The sequence below is a fragment of the Streptomyces sp. T12 genome (genome assembly GCF_028736035.1).
Taxonomy (GTDB): Bacteria; Actinomycetota; Actinomycetes; order Streptomycetales; family Streptomycetaceae; genus Streptomyces.
This window is the reverse complement of the sequence record NZ_CP117866.1, coordinates 5,006,030-5,026,638: the sequence shown is the minus strand read 5'-3', so window position 1 is coordinate 5,026,638 and position 20,609 is coordinate 5,006,030. Positions and strand designations below refer to the sequence as shown.

Genomic DNA, 20,609 nt, shown 5'->3' with positions numbered 1-20,609 from the left:
CGACTGAGGGGCGGGTGTCCGATCCGGACGCCCGCCCCTTCGTTCTGTCTCCGGCGTGCTGCCGTCCGCTCAGCCCGCGTTGAGCCCCGCGAGGGCCCCCAGCGGCAGCGTGTGCTGGGTCTGCAGCACCTTCGCGCGCAGGTAGCGGACGTTGTCCGCGGTGGCGAAGACGCCGGTGGGTACGCGGCCCTGGACCTCGATGCCCAGGGCGCGCAACTGGTCGGCCTTGTCGGGGTTGTTGGAGAGCAGGTCCAGTGCGCCGATGCCGAGGGCGGTGAGCATCTGGGCGGCCGCCGTGTAGTCGCGGGCGTCCTCCGGCAGGCCGAGGGCGGCGTTCGCGGCGTAGGTGTCGAGGCCCTGGTCCTGGAGGGCGTACGCGTCCAGCTTGTTGTAGAGCCCGATGCCGCGGCCCTCCTGGCGCAGGTACAGCAGCACGCCGCCGCGCTCGGCGATGCGCTCGACGGCCTCGCGCAGCTGGGGGCCGCAGTCGCAGCGGGCCGAGCCGAAGACGTCGCCGGTCAGGCACTCGGAGTGCAGCCGGACCAGCGGGGTGGTGCCGGGGGCCGGGTCGCCGAGGACGACGGCCACGTGCTCCTGGCCGTCGGTCAGGCCGTGGAAGGTGACCAGTTCGGCGTCTACGGAGTAACCGTCGTGGAAGCGCAGCGGGACCCGGACGCGGGCGCGCTGGGTGGCGGCGGCGGTGAAGTCGGGCATGCGGGTTCTCCGGGTTCCGTCCGTGGGTCGGCTGCTTCAGATTTGAAGCAGCTCCTCGGTCCAGGACCCTACCCCATGCTTTAAATTTGAAGCAACAAATATGTCGTGTGCGTCACGAACAGGACTTGCCGGAGCGCCGCCGCCAGGGCACGTCATCCGCGGTGGCGTGCGCGTCCTCGCCCTGGAAGCCCTCGGCGACCGCGGTGAAGATCTCCTCCAGCTGGCCGACCTGCTCCGGGGTCAGCCGGTCGAAGAGCAGCGCCCGTACGGTCTCCACATGCCCCGGGGCCGTACGCTCCAGGACACGCATCCCTTCCTCGGTGAGCGTCGCGATGCTGCCGCGCTTGTCCCAGCGGCAGTCCTCGCGCCCCACCAGCCCGTCCTTCTCCAGCCGCGTCACGGCGTACGTCAGCCGGCTCCGGGTGATCTTCAGCCCCTCGGCGAGATCGGTCATGCGCAACCGGCGCTCCGGAGCCTCGGACAGGGTGGCGAGGATGGAGTAATACAGATGGGGCATGCCGGCTTCCTGCTGGAGCTGCCGGTCCAGCGCGTCCTCCACGAGGGCGGCGGAGGCGATGTAGGCGCGCCAGGCGCGCTGCTCCTCGGGGGAGAGCCAGCGAGTCGTCATGCGACCAGTGTAGGTTTGTTTCAAACTTGAACCAAGCCCGAGATTGCCAGACCGAGTCTGCCGAGCCGGAGAGCGTGCCGATGCCGTCGTACCCCTACGTCCTGCTGTCCGCCGCGGTCTCGCTGGACGGCTACCTCGACGACACCACCCCCGAGCGCCTGCTGCTGTCCAGCCCGGCCGACTTCGACCGGGTCGACGAGGTACGGGCCTCGGTGGACGCGATCCTCATCGGCGCCGGCACCATCCGGGCGGACAATCCGCGGCTGCTGGTGAACTCGGCCGAGCGACGGGCCGCGCGGGTGGCGGCGGGGAAACCCGAGTATCCGCTGAAGGTCACGGTCAGCGCGTCCGGCGAACTGGATCCGGCGGCGAACTTCTGGCACACGGGCGGTCAGAAGATCGTCTACACGACGGAGAAGGGCGCGGAGCGGCTGCGGCGGGCGCCGGTCGCGGCGGATGTGGTCGCGCTGGGCGCCGAGCTGGACTGGCGGGGGCTGCTGGAGCACCTGCACGAGGTGCGCGGTGTCGAGCGGCTGATGGTGGAGGGCGGCGGCACGATCCACACGCAGCTGCTGCAGCAGGGGCTCGCGGACGAGGTGCAGCTGGTGCTGGCACCGCTGTTCGTGGGGGATCCGGAGGCGCCGCGGCTGTTCGGGCCGGGGGGATACCAGGGCGGGCGCCTGCGGCTGCTGGAGACGCGGCGGATCGAGGACGTCGTCCTGATGCGCTACGAGCCGACGGCGCCCGGCGCCGGTGCCCTTCCCTCCGCCGCGGATCGGCACTGGCTGGCACGGGCGTGTGACCTGGCGACGCAGTGCCCGCCGTCGGAGACGGCCTTCAGTGTCGGGGCGGTGGTGGTGGCGGCCGACGGTACGGAACTGGCGCGCGGGTACTCCAGGGAGGGCGGCGATCCCGTGGTGCACGCGGAGGAGGCGGCGCTCGCGAAGATCGCGGCCGGTGATCCGAGGCTGGCGACGGCGACGGTGTACAGCAGCCTGGAGCCGTGTACCCGGCGGGCCTCCCGGCCGGCGCCCTGCGCGCGGCTGATCCTGGCGGCGGGGGTGCGGCGGGTGGTGACGGCTTGGCGGGAGCCGGACACGTTCGTGGTGGCGGCCGACGGCAGTGGGGTGCTGGCGGGACAGGGGGTGGATGTCCTGGTCCTGCCGGAGTACGAGAAGCGGGCAAAGGCCCCGAATGGTCACCTGCTGTCGTGACGCCGGGAAAGGCGTGTGCTTTCTGTCCTGCGGATGGCGTACTATTGAGTCATCGCCGCGGGGTGGAGCAGCTCGGTAGCTCGCTGGGCTCATAACCCAGAGGTCGCAGGTTCAAATCCTGTCCCCGCTACTGAAGGCTCAGGGCCGGAACTGATTCAGTTCCGGCCCTGAGTGTTTTCCCAGCCGTCGTCCGGTCAGCCCACACCACTCGCTCCCCACCCCCGCTTCGGCAACCCTGGTGAGGTGGAGGAACGGCGGATCTCGTACGCACGCCGGTTCGTCCGGCTGCTCCCCGCCCTGCTCACCGCGGCCGGGGGCGCGTACGACTACGCCACGCCGAGCGAATTCACCGGCGCTCCCTTCTTCACCGCCGCACCCCTCGTCGCCGCCCCGCTCTACTCGCTGCGCGGCACGCTGCTCACGGGGCTCGCCGCCTTCGCCGTCCTGCTCGTGCTCCGCATCGTGCTCGGCGGCACCCCCAGGGCGGAGGTGATCACCGAGCTGGCCACCGTGGTCACCGTCTCCGTCCTCGCCGTCCTCATCAACGTCCTCGTCCGCCGCAGCGACGAGCGCCTCGCCTCCGCCCGTGAGATCGCCGAGGCCGCCCAGCGCGCCGTACTGCCCGAGCCCGCCGAGCGGATCGGTGGGTTCAAGATCGCGGCACGGTACGAGGCGGCGCAGGAGGGCGCCTCCATCGGCGGCGACCTGTACGCCGTGCAGGACACTCCGCACGGCGTACGGCTCGTCGTGGGGGACGTGCGCGGCAAGGGCATGGGGGCGGTCGCGGCGGTCGCCGTCGTCATCGGGGCGTTCCGGGAGGCCGCCGAGCAGGAGGCCACGCTGGAGGCGGTCGCGCAGCGGCTGGAGCGGGCGCTGGCGCGTGAGCGCACGCGGCGTGAAGGGGTCGAGTCCTCCGAGGGGTTCACCACCGTCGTGCTCGCCGAGCTGCCGCACGGCAACGGGCTCGTGCGCCTCGTCAACCGCGGACATCCACCGCCCCTGCTGCTGTACGCCGACGGAACCGTGCGCTCGCTGCTCACCCCGGAGCCCGCGCTGCCGCTCGGCATGGGCGAGCTCGGCGCCTGGCCCGACCGGGCCCAGGAGGCCGGCTTCCCGAGCGGGGCCACACTGCTGCTGTACAGCGACGGCCTGTCCGAGGCGCGGGACGAGAACGACCGGTTCTACGACCCCGAGGCCCGGCTCGCGGGACGGGACAACGCCTGTCGCGAGCCGGCCGCGCTGCTCGGCGTGCTCGCGGCCCAGGTGCGCAGGCACTCCGGGGGCGGCATGGCGGACGACCTGGCTCTCATCGCCGTGCGACGGCCCTGATGGAGATCTTGTGGAGCAGACCCTTGATCACCGTCACCAACCGTGATCGGGTGACCGCCCTCCGCATAACAACTGACATTCCGTCAATACCTGTGTGGCTCCTGAGCCCTGGCCAACTCGCCCGATTTAGGCCACTCATGACCCGTAAGTCCGGGCGAAAATAGTTAATGATCAAGCGGAACAGCTTGGAATCCGTACCCCGCGTCTATTAACGTTCGATAACGCAGCGCGGTCGTCCCAGCCGTCACAAGAGTCGGCTCCGTGCGCACGCGCCGAATCCCGCAAGGGAACCGGGGAACCACCACCTTGGGGTGAATCGCACGGATACCGCCGTGAACTCACGGCCGGTATACGCGCGTAGGAGACCTTCCTGCTCCGAACCCGTCAGCTAACCCGGTAGGCGAGAAGGAAGGAAAGGAGCACGCCCACGTGGCGTCCAACCGGCCTGCCCAGCAAGCCCCGTTCGTGCCGAGTCAACGCAGTACCGACTCCTTCGGCTACGACAGCTACCGCACCGACGAGGGCCCGTTCGAGGAGTGGAACCCCACCGCGGACTCCATTCGTCCCGTACGCGGCAGGCATCGCGTCTCCAAGCAGCGCGGCGGGGGACTCGCCCGCAGCTCCACGGTTCTCGGCGTCGGTGTCATAGCCGCCGTCGGCGCGGGCGGCATGGCCAGCGCGAACAGCGGCAAGCCGCCGGTCGCCATCACCATGCCGGACCTGCCGCTGATCTCCGACGACGACTCCTCCGCGGCCGCCGAGGACTCCGCCACCGCGCTGAGCACCATGGGCGAGGCCGCCGAGGAGACCACGCAGGGCACTGCCGACGCCGGCGAGGCGCTGCGCAGCCGGATCATCGCGCAGGCCGAGCTGCAGCAGGACCAGATCGACAGCAAGGCCGCCGCTGCCGCCGTCGCCGCCGCCGAGAAGGAGGCCGCCGCCGCGGCCGCCAAGGCGGAGAAGGAGGCCGAGGCCAAGGCCGCCGCCGCGAAGGCCGAGGCCGAGGAGGAGGCCCGCAAGAAGGCCGAGGCCGAGCGCCTCGCCGAGCTGGCCAAGCAGTTCACACTGCCGACCTCCTCGTACACCATCACCTCGACCTTCGGTCAGGCCGGCGCCTACTGGTCCTCCGGCTACCACACGGGCCTCGACTTCGCCGCCCCCACCGGCACGCTGATCAAGGCGGTGCACTCCGGCACGATCACGTTCGCCGGCTGGGACGGGTCGTACGGCTACAAGACGGAGCTCACCCTCGACGACGGCACCGAGCTCTGGTTCGCGCACCAGTCCTCGATCAGCGTGAGCGTGGGCCAGAAGGTCAACACGGGCGACGTCATCGGCCGCGTGGGCGCCACGGGCAACGTGACCGGGGCGCACCTGCACCTCGAAGTGCACCCCGACGGCAGCGCGAGCGGCATCGACCCGATGGCGTGGCTGCGCGGCAAGGGCCTCACGCCCTGAGGTTCACCCACTTCTGATCCCCGGCGGTCCTGACGACTTACCCCCCGACGTCAGGGCTGCCGGTTTCCGCTGCGTGCGCAATGATGCGTGCGGAATACAGGCTTCTGGTGCGGGTGTTGGGGAAGAGCATGACTTCTCTTCGCAAGCTCGGCTCCTCCGACCTCGAGGTCTTCCCGCTCTCCCTCGGTGGCAACGTCTTCGGCTGGACCGCTGACGAGACCCGGTCCTTCGCCGTCCTGGACGCCTACGCGGCGGCGGGCGGCAACTTCATCGACACGGCCGACTCGTACTCGGCGTGGGTCGAGGGCAACGTGGGCGGCGAGTCCGAGGCCATCATCGGCAAGTGGGTCAAGGCGCGCGGCAACCGGGACGACGTCGTGATCGCCACGAAGGTCAGCCAGCACCCCGACTTCCAGGGCCTGACCGCGGCCAACATCAAGGCGGCCGCGGACGCCTCCCTGCGCCGCCTCGGCACCGACCACATCGACCTCTACTACACCCACTTCGACAAGCCGGAAGTGCCGGTCGAGGAGATCATCGGCGCGCTGGACGAGCTGGTGAAGGCGGGCAAGGTCCGGCACATCGCCGCGTCCAACATCTCGGCGGAGCGGCTGGCGGCCTCCCTCGCCCTCTCCGACCGCGAGGGCCTCGCCCGGTACGTGGCCCTTCAGCCCCACTACAACCTGGTCTCCCGTGACACCTACGAGGGCGAGCTCCAGAACCTCGCCGAGCGGGAAGGCCTGGCGGCGGTCCCGTACTACGCCCTCGCGTCCGGCTTCCTCACGGGCAAGTACCGCGCCGACACGGCAGTACAGAGCCCGCGCGCCCAGGGCGCCGGCAGGCACCTGGAGACGGAGCGGGGGCGCAGGGTGCTGACCGTGCTCGACGAGGTCGCCCAGGCCCACGAGGCCCCGGTGGCCACGGTGGCCCTGGCCTGGCTCGCAGCCCAGCCGACGGTGGCGGCCCCGATCGCCTCGGCCCGGACGCCGGAGCAGCTGCCGGCGCTTCTGGGGGTGGGGGAGCTGAGGCTGACGGACGAGGAGCTCGGGAAGCTGACGGCGGCGTCCGCCTGATGCTTCGCAGCACACCATGATCACGTCCGGTACGGCGCGCGATGACCTACGATGCGTCGCGATCACGTCCGATACGGGTTGTACGCGGGATACGGTGTCGCCGGCCCATACCGGGGCCCGTACACGTGCCCGTACGGCTGCCCGTTCACCTGCCCGTTCACCTGCCCGTACGGCTGCCAGTAAACCGGCACCGGCGCCCCGTACCCGTACGCCGACCAGGCCTGCGCGGCACCCGCGTGCTCAAGCGCCGGCCGCGCGAGCTCCCGGCGTCGCCACAGTTCGTGCAGCAACTCCCGTTCCCGTACGGCGAAGTCGGCGCCGGCCCGGCCACGGCGCCCCCGGCGTCGCAGGAAGGCCAGTGAGGTGGCGTACGCCTCGTACTGCGCCACCGCCCGGGCCGCAGCGCGCCCCCCGCGGCGCCGCGCGTACTGCCGGGCCATCCGCCTGGCCCGCATCGAGCCGAGCACGAAGGGCTCGCCCGGGGTCAGCCACCCGGCGACGACGTAGGCGGGCAGCTCCTCGCGCACGGTCCTCAGCTCGCGCTGCCGGGTCCAGATCACCAGCCAGGTCAGCAGCCCGAACGCGGGCACCATGATGGCCGCGTACACGGCGAAGAACCCGAACTCGCCGAAGGCCGACGAGCCGTTCCACAGGGCGTGCATGCCCATGGCGAGAAGCAGCCCGGAGAGCGGGAGGAGGACGCGGCGCACATGCTGCCGCTCGCCGGACAGCGCGGCGATGCCGAAGCCGATGCCGGTGAGGACCGTGAAGAGCGGGTGCGCGAAGGGCGACATGATCACGCGGACGAAGAAGGTCGCCGCCGTGACGGAGGCGATGCCGCTGTCGCCGGAGAGCTGGTCGGTACCGAAGGCGGTGCCGAGGTAGAGGATGTTCTCGGTGAAGGCGAAGCCGGTGGCGGTGACCCCCGCTATCACCACGCCGTCGACTATCCCGGTGAAGTCCCGTCGGCGGAAGAGGAAGACGAGCAGGACGGCGGCGGCCTTCGCCGTCTCCTCCACGATGGGCGCTATGACCGTCGCGCCCAGGGTGTCCGCGTGCGACGGGTCGGCGGTCGCGGTCGCTATCCATCTGGTCGCGAAGCTGTTCGCGACGATCGCTATCAGGGCCGCCGCGCAGGCGCCCCACGCGAAGGAGAACAGCAGATTGCGCCAGGGGCCCGGCTCGACCCGGTCCAGCCACCGGAAGGAGGCGACGAGCAGCGGCACCGGCAGGATGGCGAGCCCGAGCCCGACCAGGAACCCTTCGGTGCCGGTCTGCTCACGTACCAGGGCGAGGATGACCAGCCCGGAGAGCGCGAGCAGGCTGCTGAGCGCGCCGTAACGCACCCACCGCTTCTGCCACCAGTGCGCGTGCCGCAGTGCGCCGCCGGTGGGGCCGGTGGGGGGCGTCGGGTACGGGGGACAGGTGGCCACGGCATTGACCCTAACGAGGCAGGGGCGCCGCCCGCAGCAGCGCGAGGGGCTCTGGCGCCGGTGGGGGGTTGCTGTCGGTGCTGCTGTAGATGCTCTTGTCGGTGCTGTTCGTCCGGTCGGCTGCCGGATGTCCTTCGCGTCCGGTCGTCTCCCGGATGTTCTTCCCGCTGCTCCTACGGCTGTACGCGGCGGAAGAGCAGGTCGTTCACCACATGACCCTTGTCCAGTCCCTGCCCCTCGAAACGGGTCAGCGGCCGGAACTGCGGACGGGGCGCGAAACCGCCGTCGTCCTGCGTGTTCTCGAAGTCGGGGTGCGCGGTCAGGACTTCGAGCATCTGCTCGGCGTACGGCTCCCAGTCGGTGGCGCAGTGCACGACCGCCCCGGGCTTCAGCCGGGTCGCGGCGAGGCTGAGGAACTCGGGCTGGATGAGCCGCCGCTTGTGGTGCCGCTTCTTGGGCCAGGGGTCCGGGAAGTAGACGCGCAGCCCGTCGAGCGAGTCGGGCGTGAGCATCTCGCGCAGCAGGATGATGGCGTCCCCGTTGCCGACCCGGATGTTGGACAGTCCGTTCTGGTCGGCGAGATTGAGCAGGTTTCCCTGCCCGGGGGTGTGGACGTCGACGGCGAGGATGTTGGTGCCGGGGTCGGCGGCGGCCATCTGGGCGGTGGCCTCGCCCATCCCGAAGCCGATCTCCAGCACGACGGGATTGCCGTTCCCGAACAGCTCGGCGAAGTCCACGACGCACTGGCCGTCGATGTCGAGCCCCCACTCGGGCCACAGCCGCTGCAACGCGTCCGCCTGCCCCGCGGTCACCCGGCTCCGCCGCGGCTGGAAGCTCCGGATCCGCCGCTCGAAGTGCGACCCGGCGGGGTCGGCCTTGGGCCCGTCCGGGAACCGGGGCTCACCCTTGGTCCGGGTGTGCCGAACCGAGACACCGGGGATGTGGCCGGGGTGGTCATCGCCGGAGATGCCGGAGATGCCGGAGATACCAGCGATGCCGGTGATGCCGGACTGACCGGAGGTGCCGGGCTGGGGGATTTCGGGAGCGTTGAGGGAGTCAGACACAGTGGGGTCGATTTTACGTGCTCCCCACGGCCGACCTCAGGGCCGACCGCCTCACCCCTGCCGACCGCTCAAGCCTCCCCCAGCACCGCCAACGCCCTGCGGGCCACCTCCCGCCCGATCGGCAGGGAAGCCGTCGCCGCAGGGCTCGGTGCGTTCAGCACATGCACCGCCCGCGGTCCCTCCCGGATCAGGAAGTCGTCCACCAGCGTCCCGTCCCGCAACACCGCCTGCGCCCGCACCCCGGCTGCCGCGGGCACCAGATCATCCGCATTCACCGCCGGCAACAGCCTGCGCACCGCCACGCCGAACGCCGCCTTGGACACCGACCGCCGCAGCTCCCCGGCGCCGTACCGCCAGTGCCGCCGCGCCATCCGCCACACCCCGGGCCACGCCACCGTCGCCGCGACCTCCCGCGGCCGTACGACGTCCCAGCGGTACCCCTCCCGGGCCAGCGCCGGCACCGCGTTGGGCCCGATGTGCACATCCCCGTCGATCCCGCGAGTGAGGTGCACTCCGAGGAACGGGAACGCCGGATCCGGCACCGGATACACCAGCCCCCGCACCAGCTCGGGCCGCGCCAGGGAGTAGTACTCCCCCCTGAACGGCACGATCCGCACCTCCGGCTCGTCCCCCGTCATCCGGGCCACCTCGTCGCAGTACAGCCCGGCGCAGTTCACCAGCACCCGCCCCCGCACCACGTCCCCGCGCGTGGTCCGTACGGCGACCCCCAGCTCGGCCCGCCGGTCGACGCGCTCGACCTGCGCGCCGTACCGGATCTCCGCCCCCGACGCCTCGGCCAGCTGCCGGGCGACGCCGACGAAGTCGCACACGCCCGTCGTCCCGACGTGTATCGCGGCGAGCCCCCGCACCTCGGGCTCGTACTCCTCGATCTGTGCGGCGCCCAGCTCCCGTACCGGAATGCCGTTCTCCCGGCCGCGCTGCACCAGGGCGTGCAGCCGCGGCAGCTCCTCCCGCTCGGTCGCGACGATCAGCTTGCCGGTGACGGCGTGCGCGATGCCGTACTCCGCGCAGAACTTGACCATCTCGGCGGCGCCCCGCACCGCGTACCGCGCCTTCAGTGACCCCGGCCGGTAGTAGATCCCGCTGTGGATGACCCCGCTGTTGCGCCCCGTCTGGTGCCGGGCGGGCCCCGGCTCCTTCTCCAGCACGGTCACCCGTGTCCCCGGCGCGGCGCGCGTGATCGCAAACGCCGTGGCCAGCCCGACGATCCCACCACCGACCACGAGCACATCACAGTCGTAACCGCTCGACCGCCCTTGCCGCGCCACCTGCACCACCTCCGGCTTCGATAGTGCACTGCGCCACTGACAGTCACTTCAAACGCGGGGATCTGCAGCGCTGTGAGGGGCGCGGGGAACTGCGCGACAAGCCACAGACAACCCGCAGCCTCGCCGCGAGACAAACCACGCAGATACTCACGCAGATACTTAGGAAACCACCCCTAGGCCGGAGCCATGAGAAGTGGCCGAGCCCGCTCCCGCAGCTCGACGACCCGCGGCTCATCCCCATACGGCTCCAGCCGATGAAGAAGATCCTTCACATACTCGGTCGTGCGAGCCGACGATATGCGCCCCGCGACCTCCACCGCCCGCACCCCCTGCTCGCACGCCGCATCGAGATTGCCCGACTCGAGCTCGGCCACCGCCGAAACGACGAGCCGCAGCCCGTGCGACCGCACGAACTCCTCCGTCGGCTTCGACAGCGCCTGCTCCGTGAATCGTCGCACCTGCCGCGGCGCCTTCAGATCCCGGTAGCACTCCGCGGCATCCGCGGCGAACCGGTCGTAGGAGTAGAACCCGAGCCAGGACGGATCGTTGTCCCCCTCCCGGGACCGCTCCAGCCACCCCTCCGCCGCCTTCAGCGCCGCGCCGGCCGCCTGCGCGTCACCGGCGCGCGCGTGCGCGCGTGCCTCGACGAGCCGGAAGAAGCTCATGGTGCGGGCCGTGGCGAGCCCCCGGTTGCGTTCCAGAGCCGCCTGGGCGAGGTCGACGCCCTCGTCGCCGAAGCCCCGGTAGGTCGCCTGGAGTGACATCGACGCCAGCACGTACCCGCCGAGGGGGACGTCGGCGGCCGCGCGCGCGAGTCGCAGCGCCTGGATGTAGTAGCGCTGCGCGGCCTCCTGCTGTCCGGTGTCGAAGGCCATCCACCCGGCGAGACGCGTGAGCTCGGCGGAGGCACCGAACAGCGCCCGCCCCACCTCGTCGGAGTACGCGCCGAGCAGCAGCGGCGCCGCCTCCACCCTCAAGCACTCCGGCACCATGGACGAACGCCAGTCGCCGCCTCCGTACTTGGAGTCCCAGCGCCTGGCGTCCTCGGCGGCCTCCCGCAGCTTCTGCACATCGCTGTGGCCGACTTTGAGCGGTGCGCCGGAGTCCTCGGCGGAGTTCACCTCGCGCGCGACCGAACTGTCGGCCGGGGTTATCAGCCACCGTGAGGCAGGCGTTGCGTATGCGCTTACTGCGAACGATCCGGCCAGCGACTGCCAGATGCCGCCGGAGCCGGCGCGCCGCCCGGCGAGGTCGAGACGGTACAGCTCCGTCGCCGACTTCACCGCCTGTCCGACGTCCCGGGGGAAGGCGAGGCCCACTTCGGGTGCGGGGTCCGCGTCCGCCAGGCCGATCTCGTGGAGCGGCACCGGACGGCCCAGCTTCTGGCCGATGGCGGCCGCGATGAGGTGCGGCGCGGCACCCTGCGGCACCATGCCTTTCGACACCCAGCGCGCCACCGACGTCTTGTCGTAGCGAAGAGTCAGTCCCCGCTGCGCGCCAAGATCGTTGACGCGTCGTGCGAGTCCTGCGTTGCTGATTCCCGCGAGGGCGAGAACGGTGCCGAGCTTTTCGTTCGGCCCGCGTTGCTCCCTGGACATGCGCCACCCCTCGACACAGACGGCTGCCGCGCTGGCATAACCACGCGGCATTCGTAAACCCAGCGTAGTTCGCCGCATCCCAAGCGTTAAGGGGCATTCTTCCGGATGGCGGGATTGTGGTCCGCACTCAAGTGCGCACCCCCTACGCACAGTTGTGACGTGCTCCCGCTGTGTGGCCGTGCGCCCGTCCGTGCGCTCTTCTCCGGCCACCGGGGGAGCGGTTCCATGGCTTCTGCGTGGGTCGGCCCGCTGTACTGGATCCAGTGGGCTGGGGGATTCCGCCACCTACATCCCCGCGGGCGGCGGAACGGTCCGGGGGGCGTACACCGTTCCCCGGACTGCGCGCACGCCGAGCACGGCGAGTAGTGCGCAGGACTTGTACGGAGCGTGCGCGAGCCTGTCCCTACGGCGTCGATTTGGCTGAAAATCGACCCTGCCGCTTCCGGGTAATTACCGCTCCCACCACGGAACTTGAGGGCGCAGGGGGCGTTTTGGGGGAGCGTACCGGGGGCGCATTCGCGTCGCAGCTGTGGTGCTGACGTGGTGCGATCCCCTTGCCCGCTCGCCTCGATCTCCTTGTCCCGTCCGGGCGTTCGGGTGGCGCGGCGACCACGCGTGGGGCGCGTTCGCGCCGACGCCGGGGTGCCCTCAGGGGCGCAACTCCGGGATCTCCAGCGGCTCCACCGCCCCTCCACCGCCCGTCCTTCATGGCAGCATGGTGCCCGGTTCGTACGGTGCACTGGTTGTCCACAGCCTGTGGAGGCGTCGATGCGGTGGTTGGTGGGATGGAGCAGCACCGCCGCGGTGGCCGCCGGGATCGGCTCCGCGGGGGCGACCGGGAGCGACGGCGAGACCGTGCACCCGGTGGGGTCCCAACTCCTGTGGGGTGACCCGGATCCGCTGTGGGCGGTCGGCGACTGGCGGCCGGACGAGGTGCGCGTGGTCAAGGCCGACGAGCAGACCCGGATCGCCGTCCTCGGCACCTGCGGGGCGAGCGACGAGCAACTGCGGGTCGGCCTGTTCGCCGCGCGCGGAGGGGCACTTCGGCATCTGACGGCGTGGTCCGGCAGCTACACGGCCGTCGTCCAGGTCGGCCGCAGGGTCATGGTGTGCGGCGATCTGGCAGGCGCACGGCCCGTGTTCTACACCCCCTGGGCGGGCGGTACGGCGTATGCGACGGCCGCGCTCCCGCTCGCCGACCTCATCGAGGCCAACCTCGACTTCGGCCACCTCGCCGCACTGCTGGCCGCCCCCGACGTACCGGCGGCCGTGCACGACTCCACCCCGTACGACGGCGTACGCCGCATTCCACCGGGGCATGCGCTGATCCTGCGCGCCGGGGCACGCGAGATCGCCGGGTACGAGCAGGTCGCCTCGCTGGCGGTGGCGGCGCCGATCGCGGACCCGGACAGCGCGGTGGACGCCGTCAGGGACGCCCTGGTGGAGGCGGTACGCGCGCGTCTGTCCGCACCTCGCCATGTCCCCGGCGCTGACATAGACCCGGGCCCGGTCCCGGGCATGGGCCCCGCCGAACGGCGTGCCGCGCGCGGGATGCCGGTTCCGGGCATCGGGGCGGACCTGTCCGGCGGCCCCGCGTCAGGCACCCTGGCGCTGCTGGCCGCCGGCCTCCCGGGGATGCCGGGCACGGTCCTGGGCCACGGCACGGGCGCGGGGGAGCGCCTCCTGGCGGTCACCTTCAACGACCTCGCGGTAGGCGGCCGCGAGGCCGAGCTGGAGAGGGCGGGAACGCTGGCGGCCAACCCCCGTCTGCACCACGTGGTGGTGACGGGCGGCGAGGAGACACTGCCGTACGCCGACCTGGACGGCCCGCTGACGGACGAGCCGGGCCCGAGCCTGGTGACGGCGGCGAGGCACCGCGCGCGCCTGGCGTCCGGCAGCGCCGACCACTTCACCGGCTACGGCGCCCGCCAGGTCCTGGACGCACACCCGGCCCGCCTCGCGGACCTCCTGATGGACCGCAAACGCCGCCATCTGGTCCGCCCGGTCGCGGCGCTGGCGAAGGCGGACGGCTCGGTCCTGGTCCCCGCGCGCGTGTACGGCGCGGCGAGGAAGCTGGCCCGCACGCCGTACCGCACGGGCCTGGAGTCCCTGGCCGCCCGCCTGATGGACCGCCGCTTCGACGAACCCGGAGGTGCCGTAGGGGCGTCGCTCGCCGCGCTCACCTGGGCCAGACCGGGCCCGGCGGCCCGCTGGCTGACCGGCGAGGCGCTGGCTGAAGTATCGGTTCGCCTGCAAGCGGCGACGAGCCGCAACGGCGTGGGCCCCGGGCAACGCCCCGGCGACTACCGCGCGCGTGCGGCACTGGCCCGCCACGCAGCCGACCTGCGCGTCCTCGAACAGGCCGCCGAGATCCGCTTCCAACGCCTGCACGCACCGTTCCTCGACAACCAGGTCGTCCGCGCCTGCCGAGCCCTCCCGGAGGCCCTGCGCGTCCAGCCCGGCGCCCGCGCCGCGATACTCCGTACGGTCCTGGAGGGCGCGGGAGTCGCCGACCTCCCACCGGGCTGGGGCGCCCCGTCGCACGCGTCGGCGGCGGTGGCGGCGCGAACGGGCCTGAGGGTGGCCGCAGACTCCCTGATGGCCCTCTTCGGCACCCCTCTCCTCGCCCAAGCGGGCTTGGTGGAGGCCCGCGTGGTCCGCAAGGCCCTCCGCGCAGCGGCCGAGGGCGAACCCCTCCCCCTGGACGGCCTGGCCGACCTGGTCTCCCTGGAGCTGTGGCTACACCGCCTACTGGCCCGCCGAGGCACCTGCTGGACAGGCACGCCGGCCCGGCAACGGGCGGTACCGGCGGGGATCACGCCGCAGCGGGGGGCGCTGGGGGCGGGGGCGGCGCGGCGGGTGTAGGGAAGCGGCCGTGTGCGGGCGGTCCTGAAGGGCTGCGGGGCGCACTTCTCGAGGCCGGTCAGCATCATCCAGCTAGCCCCCACCCGCCCGCAGGGGGCTTCGCCTCGTGGTGCTGGACGGTTACTTCCCAACGCCGGTCCGGCATTTCAGCCCGTCCGGCGTTTGAGGACGAGGCCCGTTCAGGGCCGACGGGGGTCCAGGGGGCAGAGCCCCCTGGCGGGGGCGAAGGGGCAGCGCCCCTTCAGGATGGGACGGGTAGGGGCGGCGGGGGCGAGAACCCTTCCGGCGCGCACCCGGACGACCACCGCAACCACGCACCCCTGGCCCGCCCGCCCGGTCGCCCCGACCCTCCCGGCCGCCAAAACCCGTGCCACCCACAGCCGCCCCCGCGACAATGACCCGGTGCAGTACAGAATCCTGGGCATCACCCAGGCAGAGGACGACCAGGGCACCGCCATACCCATCGGCGGCCCCCGCCTCCGCGCGCTGCTCACAGCCCTGGCCCTACGCCCCGGCCGCCTCACCACCCCCGACACCCTGATCGACGAGGTCTGGCCCGGCGACGGCACCCCGCCCCAGGACGCCCCCGCCGCCCTCCAGGCCCTGATCGGCCGCCTGCGCCGCACGCTCGGCAAGGACGCCATCACCTCCGCCCCCGGCGGCTACCGACTCACCGCGTCGAAAGACGACGTCGACCTCTTCGTCTTCGAACGCCTCGTACGCCAGGGCACCTCCGCCCTCGACAGCGGCGACCCCTCCACCGCCGCCCACGACCTCGCCACCGCCCTCGCCCTGTGGCGCGGCCCCGCCCTGGCCGACCTCCCCGACCGCACCGCCGCCGCGACCCGCCCGGAGGCCCTGCGCCTGGAGGCGACCCGGGCCCGCATCGAGGCGGACCTGCGACTCGGCCGCGCCCAGGACGCCGTACCGGAACTGAGGGAACTGACCGCGGCGCACCCGTACGACGAACCGCTGCACGCCCTCCTCATGCGCGCCCTGCGCGACACGGGCCGCCCCGCCCATGCCCTCACCGCCTACGAAACGGCCCGCCACGCCCTCGCCGACGGCCTCGGCACCGACCCCGGCCCCGACCTCCGCGCCCTGCACACCGAGTTGCTGACCCCGGCGCCCTCCGAGACGGAACCCAAGCCGCAACCGCAACCCGAGCCGCAACCACAACCGCGACCCGAGCCGCAACCACAACCGCGACCCGAGCCGCAACCACAACCGCGACCCGAGCCGCAACCACAACCGCGACCCGAGCCGCAACAGCAACCGCAACCGAAGCCGCAACCCCACCCCTGGCCGCAGTCCACCCCGCCAACCCTGCCGACCTCACCGAACCCCCACGGCCCCCAACCCTCCCAGGCCCCCCAACACCCCCAACCCCCCGAACGCACCGGCAACCTCCGTCCACGCCTTACCTCTTTCGTGGGCCGGGAACTCGAACTCGACGCCATCCGTTCCGAATTGCACAGGGCTCGACTGGTCACGCTCACCGGACCGGGCGGCTCTGGAAAGACCCGTCTCGCCGAGGAAGCCGCCGCCGGGCTCCCGCAGGCATGGCTGGTCGAGCTCGCCCCGCTCGACCGACCGGAGGCGGTGCCGGGCGCGGTGGTCAACGCCCTCGGTCTGCGCGAGACCGTGCTCATGACCAACGAGCTGACGGCCCCGCAGGACGACCCGGTCGCCCTGCTGATCGAGTACTGCGCCCCGCGCAGCCGACTCCTGATCCTTGACAACTGCGAACATGTCATCGACGCGGCCGCCACCCTCGCCGAAACCTTGCTCACCCGCTGCCCAGGGCTCACCATCCTCGCCACCAGCCGCGAACCCCTGGGCGTCCCCGGCGAGTTGGTGCGCCCGGTCGAGCCCTTGCTCCCCGACCAGGCGCACCGCCTCTTCGCGGAGCGCGCGGCGGCCGTCCGCCCCGACCCCGGCGCCGTGCTGCGCGACGAGCGCGACCAGGAGGCCGTCGCGGAGATCTGCCGCCGCCTCGACGGCCTGCCGCTCGCCATCGAGCTGGCGGCCGCCCGGCTGCGGCTGCTCACCCCCCGACAGATCGCCGACCGCCTCGACGACCGCTTCCGCCTCCTCACCTCCGGAAGCCGTACGGTCCTGCCCCGCCAGCAGACCCTGCGCGCCGTCGTCGACTGGTCCTGGGAACTGCTCGACGAGCGGGAGCGCACGGTGCTGCGCGAGGTGTCCGTCTTCGCGGGCGGCTGGGACCTCGCGGCGGCGGAGGCCGTGTGCACCGGGCCCGTCGCGGACCTCATCGGCGCGCTCGTCGACAAGTCCCTGGTCGTGGCCACCCCGTGCGCGCGGGACGGCTCCGGAGGCATGCGGTACCGCCTGCTGGAGACCATCCACGAGTACGCCGTCGAGCGCGCCGCCGAGGTTCCCGAACTGCGCGTCGCGGCCGAGCGGCGGCACCGCGCGTGGGTGCGCGCGCTTGTCGAGCAGGCCGAACCACTGCTGCGTTCCGCCGGCCAACTCCCCTGGATCTCCCGCCTGGAGACGGAGCTGGACAACATCCGGGCGGCCCTCGACCGCGCCCTCACAGCGGGCGACGAACCGGACGCCACATCCATCGCCCTCGCCATGGGCTGGTTCTGGTGGCTGCGCAACTACCGCCACGAGGGCGCAGCCTGGGTCGACCGGACCCTGCGGCTGGGGACGGCCCTGGACGCCTTCGGCGACGATGCGCCGGCCTCCTTCGACTCGCAGGCCGCCTCCCCTGGCCCCCGGACCGCCTCCCCCGACCCGATCGACGCCTTCCTCGCCACCCCGGAGGCGGAGACCCACCACCCGCTGCACATCCCGCGGATGAACCTCCGGCTGCTCCACCTCTTCCTGCAGTCCGAGATCGAACCCATCGCCGCGCTGCTGGACGAGCGGATGCGGCGCTACATGACCCGGATGCGGGACTTCTTCGAGCGGGGAGGCCCGCAGTCGGCGCGGCTGCCGGGACTGGTCTGGCCGCTGATCGCCTTCTTCCTGGGCAGTTCGCGGGACGTCAGGGCCTCCATGGACATCGCCGTCGCCAACTGCCGTGCCTACGGCGGTGACTGGGAGGTCGGTGTCTCGCTGATGTTCCGTACGCACATGGTCGTCGACTCCCCCGGCGACCTGGAGGGCATCGACGACGATCTCGCGGAGCTGCGGATCCTCAGCCGCCGTGTCGGCGACCGCTGGATGTGGGCCCAGGTGTGCAGCGCGGCCGCCGAGACGGCCATGTCGCGCAGCCGCTTCGAGGAGGCCAAGGGCGAGTACGAGGAGGCGCTGCGGCTCGCCTACGAGGTGGGCGCGTACGCCGAGACCCCGTTCCTGGTCGCCCGGCTGGCCGAGATCGCCTACCGCTCGGGCGACCGTACGGCCGCGCGGGCCGCGCTGGACGAGGCGAGCGCGGCGGCCGACCGTTACGGCGTGACGGACTCACGGGCGTTCGTCCTGCTGTTGCGGGCCCAGATGGCGCTGGACGACAAGGAGACCGCTCTCGCGAGGGAGATGTGCGAGGCGGCCCGCGCGGAGACGGCCCGAGGCACGCCACCGCCCCAGTTCCTCGTGATGCTGAAGGCGGTCGACGCCATGACCGTGACGGCCGAGTCGGGTCCGGAGCGCGGACTGCCCCTCCTGGCCGACGCGCTGCACGTGGCCGTGGAGAACGGGTGTGCCGATGTGATCACGGCGACCCTCGCGGACACCGCGGCGGATCTGCTGACCCGCCTCGGCGACCATCCGTGCGCGGTCCGTCTGCTCGCCGCCTCGGAGTACTGGCGCCGCGGTCACCCACGCCCGCTGCCGGAGCGCGCGCACGCCGAGCGGGCCGAAGCCGCCGCCCGTACCGCACTGGGCGCCGAGCGGTTCACCGCCGAGCACACCCGAGGCACTGCCCTGACCCGGGATGACGTCCTGCGTGACCTCGGCGAGGCCGTGCGCGACCGCTGCCGCCCTACACGCAGCTGAACTTCGACTCCGCCCAGTCCGCCAGCAGCAGGGTGTCGAAGGTGCTGTGCGGCTCGACCACCAGCCGGACGGTCTCGCGCCCGGTGAGGTTCACATGGACCGGTACGGCCGCGTCCCCGCCCTTGAGCACTGCGGACCGCCACAGCCGGACGCCGTCGGCGTAGACCGAGAAGGAGAACGCGCCGAGCCCCAGGTTCGTGTCGTCGACGCCGGCCATCGCGTCGTAGGCGGAGCACTCCCGGTTGAGGTCGATGGTGACGGAGGACCGGCCGTGCACGGTGACGCCGTGCGCGTACCGCTTGTCCGCGATCGACACGCCGTACCGCTGCCACACCCAGGTGCTCTCGCCGAGCCGCATCTCGGGCTCGGTGCCGTCGCCGGTGAGGTTGTACGACAGCTCGCTCCACTGGTAGACGGCCGGGGCGGGCGGAGGCGGCGTGGGTGTGGGCGTCGGGGTGGGGGTAGGGGGCGGAGTCGGCGTCGGAGAGGGCGTGGGCCTCGGACGGGGGGTGGGCGTGGGGGACGGCGTCCGTGTCGGGTCGGGCTTCGGCTCCGCGGCCGGGACGATCGCCGGCGGCTCGGGTGCCGGCGGCTTTGGAGCCGGCTCCTCCTTCGACGGTTCGGGCGTCGGCGTCTCCTCGACGATGGGGGAGGGGACGGGGGGTTGCTTGGCGTCCGTCTTGTCGGCCGGACTGTCGTTGCCGGCCAGCGCGAGCACGATCGCCGCCGCGACGCCCACGGCGACCACACCGGCCGCGATACCGGCTTTCAGTGGCGCGCCCACCCCCTCGGAAGCGGCCGCGCCGCCCCCGGTGCTCGCCCCGCCGGACGAACTGCCGCCCGCCGCGGCGGCCGCCCCCGCAGCACCGGCCGCACCTGCCCCGGCACCGCCGGCGATGAGCCCGGCCGCCTTGGCGTACCCGGCGGCGCCGAACCAGCCGATGACCGCGACCGGCACGACGGCGGGGATACCGCTGGCGACTTCCTGGATCTGGCCCGCGGCCAGCCGGCACTTGGCGCACTCCTCCAGGTGCTTGCGCAGGCCGCGTTCGGCACGGGTGCGCAGGCTGCCGCGGGCGTAGGCGCCGAGTCGGTCCGCGTAGCGGGCGCACTCCCCGTCGCCGACGAGGCTGGCGCTGACGTGGGCCTGGAGGTAGGCCTGCTTGAGCCCTTCGCGGGCGCGGCTGGCGAGCACGCGCGTGCCGTTGGCGTCGAGCCCGAAGAGCGTGGCCACCTCGCTCGGCGACTCGTCCTCGACCTCGGTGTGCCACAGCACCGCCTGCCAGCGCTCCGGCAGCGACCGGAAGGCCTGCATGGCCATGGACTGCTCGGCCTCGTGCAACGCCCGCACGTCCGCGCCGAGGTCCAGGCCCGCTCCGAAGGAACCGAAGGACGCGGTGTCGTCGGACACCTCGGACACGCGCGCCGACTCTGCGGCGAACACCGCGAAGTCGTCGACCAGCTGCTCCCGCCGCGCCGACTTCGTCCAGTCCGCGGCGGCCCGCCGGATCGAGGTGAGCAGATAAGCGCGTACGGCGTGCTCGGGGCCGGAGCCGCCGCGTACCGCCTGGAGCATGCGGGCGAACACCTCGGCCGTGAGGTCGTCCGCGGTGTGGGCGTCACGGCAGCAGGTGCGCGCGTACCGGCGTACCGCCCCCGCGTGGCGCCGGTACAGCTCCTCGTAGGCGGTGTCGTCGCCGGAGCGCATCCGCCCGATCAGGTCGGCGTCCGACGGCGGCAGCTCGAGCGGCGGCGGCAGCGTGCTGTCCTCGCGCCGGTCGCGCTGAGCCGGGACGCTGCCTTCCGCGCGCCCTTGAGCGCGGCCTCCCGGGGGCATGCCGCCCGGCGGCAGGTCCGCCCGTCCGCCTTGACTCGGCACCTGCGGAGTCGACGAGTCACCCTCACCGGGTGACTCGTCCCGACCGTCAACGCTCATCGCGGAAAGCCCCCGCCGCCAGCTCTACCCGTCCCGGACACC

At 72.4% G+C, this 20,609-nt stretch carries 13 protein-coding genes, 1 tRNA gene and 1 riboswitch; of the genes, 7 read left to right on the top strand and 7 right to left on the bottom strand.

The window, feature by feature from the left end; all coding sequences use genetic code 11:
* Window positions 1-69 precede the first annotated feature (69 nt).
* Together ribA and PBV52_RS22510 are read right to left on the bottom strand one after the other, a co-directional pair.
* A complete protein-coding gene (gene ribA / locus PBV52_RS22515) occupies window positions 70-714 on the bottom strand; it encodes a GTP cyclohydrolase II (RefSeq protein ID WP_274240577.1) in 645 nt (214 codons plus the stop codon).
* Between the two features lie 112 nt (window positions 715-826).
* Window positions 827-1,342 carry a MarR family winged helix-turn-helix transcriptional regulator gene (locus PBV52_RS22510; RefSeq protein ID WP_274240576.1) on the bottom strand — a complete coding sequence of 172 codons (516 nt, stop codon included), beginning with the start codon at window positions 1,340-1,342 and terminating at the stop codon, window positions 827-829.
* Window positions 1,343-1,422: 80 nt separating this feature from the next.
* Between PBV52_RS22510 and PBV52_RS22505 the strand changes: the two genes are divergently transcribed.
* The 5 genes from PBV52_RS22505 (at window position 1,423) to PBV52_RS22485 (ending at window position 6,416) form a co-directional block, all read left to right on the top strand.
* Window positions 1,423-2,556 (top strand): dihydrofolate reductase family protein, encoded by a 1,134-nt coding sequence (locus tag PBV52_RS22505; RefSeq protein ID WP_274240575.1) that lies wholly within the window; start codon window positions 1,423-1,425, stop codon window positions 2,554-2,556.
* A 56-nt stretch (window positions 2,557-2,612) separates the two neighbouring features.
* Window positions 2,613-2,686 (top strand) — tRNA-Met (locus PBV52_RS22500).
* 113 nt (window positions 2,687-2,799) lie between these two features.
* Entirely contained in the window at window positions 2,800-3,885 is a 1,086-nt protein-coding gene (locus tag PBV52_RS22495; RefSeq protein ID WP_274240574.1) for a PP2C family protein-serine/threonine phosphatase, read from the top strand.
* A 260-nt stretch (window positions 3,886-4,145) separates the two neighbouring features.
* Window positions 4,146-4,303, top strand: a riboswitch (cyclic di-AMP (ydaO/yuaA leader).
* Between the two features lie 11 nt (window positions 4,304-4,314).
* Window positions 4,315-5,343, top strand: coding sequence for a M23 family metallopeptidase (locus PBV52_RS22490; protein ID WP_274240573.1), 1,029 nt, complete (start codon window positions 4,315-4,317; stop codon window positions 5,341-5,343).
* Window positions 5,344-5,471: 128 nt separating this feature from the next.
* On the top strand, window positions 5,472-6,416 hold the full coding sequence (locus tag PBV52_RS22485) for an aldo/keto reductase (protein ID WP_274240571.1): 945 nt from the start codon (window positions 5,472-5,474) through the stop codon (window positions 6,414-6,416).
* A 62-nt stretch (window positions 6,417-6,478) separates the two neighbouring features.
* On the opposite strand, the gene PBV52_RS22480 is transcribed toward PBV52_RS22485, so the two are convergent.
* The 4 genes from PBV52_RS22480 to PBV52_RS22465 all read right to left on the bottom strand — a co-directional run bounded on the left by PBV52_RS22480 (window position 6,479) and on the right by PBV52_RS22465 (window position 11,800).
* The gene (locus tag PBV52_RS22480; RefSeq protein WP_274240569.1) at window positions 6,479-7,849 is read right to left on the bottom strand and encodes a PrsW family intramembrane metalloprotease; all 1,371 of its coding nucleotides are present in this window, start codon (window positions 7,847-7,849) and stop codon (window positions 6,479-6,481) included.
* A gap of 173 nt (window positions 7,850-8,022) precedes the next feature.
* Complete coding sequence (gene trmB / locus PBV52_RS22475; protein ID WP_373922022.1) at window positions 8,023-8,853, bottom strand: tRNA (guanosine(46)-N7)-methyltransferase TrmB; 831 nt, start codon at window positions 8,851-8,853, stop codon at window positions 8,023-8,025.
* Window positions 8,854-8,981: 128 nt separating this feature from the next.
* Window positions 8,982-10,202, bottom strand: a complete 1,221-nt coding sequence (lhgO, locus tag PBV52_RS22470) for an L-2-hydroxyglutarate oxidase (protein ID WP_274240567.1) — start codon at window positions 10,200-10,202, stop codon at window positions 8,982-8,984.
* Window positions 10,203-10,375: 173 nt separating this feature from the next.
* Entirely contained in the window at window positions 10,376-11,800 is a 1,425-nt protein-coding gene (locus PBV52_RS22465; RefSeq protein ID WP_274240566.1) for an MFS transporter, read from the bottom strand.
* A 768-nt stretch (window positions 11,801-12,568) separates the two neighbouring features.
* Between PBV52_RS22465 and PBV52_RS22460 the strand changes: the two genes are divergently transcribed.
* Window positions 12,569-14,665: an asparagine synthase-related protein gene (locus PBV52_RS22460; RefSeq protein ID WP_274240565.1), complete on the top strand. Its 2,097-nt coding sequence runs from the start codon at window positions 12,569-12,571 to the stop codon at window positions 14,663-14,665.
* A gap of 402 nt (window positions 14,666-15,067) precedes the next feature.
* Window positions 15,068-18,631 carry a BTAD domain-containing putative transcriptional regulator gene (locus tag PBV52_RS22455; protein ID WP_274240564.1) on the top strand — a complete coding sequence of 1,188 codons (3,564 nt, stop codon included), beginning with the start codon at window positions 15,068-15,070 and terminating at the stop codon, window positions 18,629-18,631.
* Here PBV52_RS22455 and PBV52_RS22450 read toward each other — a convergent pair.
* On the bottom strand, window positions 18,618-20,567 hold the full coding sequence (locus PBV52_RS22450; protein WP_274240562.1) for a sigma-70 family RNA polymerase sigma factor: 1,950 nt from the start codon (window positions 20,565-20,567) through the stop codon (window positions 18,618-18,620). The two genes, PBV52_RS22455 and PBV52_RS22450, sit on opposite strands and share 14 nt — an antisense overlap.
* Between the last annotated feature and the right edge of the window lie 42 nt (window positions 20,568-20,609).

Bases quoted from the DNA above. Each gene is read 5' to 3' on its own strand.
- PBV52_RS22460 (WP_274240565.1), top strand. From the start codon at position 12,569: ATGCGGTGGTTGGTGGGATGGAGCAGCACCGCCGCGGTGGCCGCCGGG.
- PBV52_RS22505 (WP_274240575.1), top strand. From the start codon at position 1,423: ATGCCGTCGTACCCCTACGTCCTGCTGTCCGCCGCGGTCTCGCTGGAC.
- PBV52_RS22465 (WP_274240566.1), bottom strand. From the start codon at position 11,800: ATGTCCAGGGAGCAACGCGGGCCGAACGAAAAGCTCGGCACCGTTCTC.
- PBV52_RS22450 (WP_274240562.1), bottom strand. From the start codon at position 20,567: ATGAGCGTTGACGGTCGGGACGAGTCACCCGGTGAGGGTGACTCGTCG.
- PBV52_RS22485 (WP_274240571.1), top strand. From the start codon at position 5,472: ATGACTTCTCTTCGCAAGCTCGGCTCCTCCGACCTCGAGGTCTTCCCG.
- ribA (WP_274240577.1), bottom strand. From the start codon at position 714: ATGCCCGACTTCACCGCCGCCGCCACCCAGCGCGCCCGCGTCCGGGTC.
- PBV52_RS22510 (WP_274240576.1), bottom strand. From the start codon at position 1,342: ATGACGACTCGCTGGCTCTCCCCCGAGGAGCAGCGCGCCTGGCGCGCC.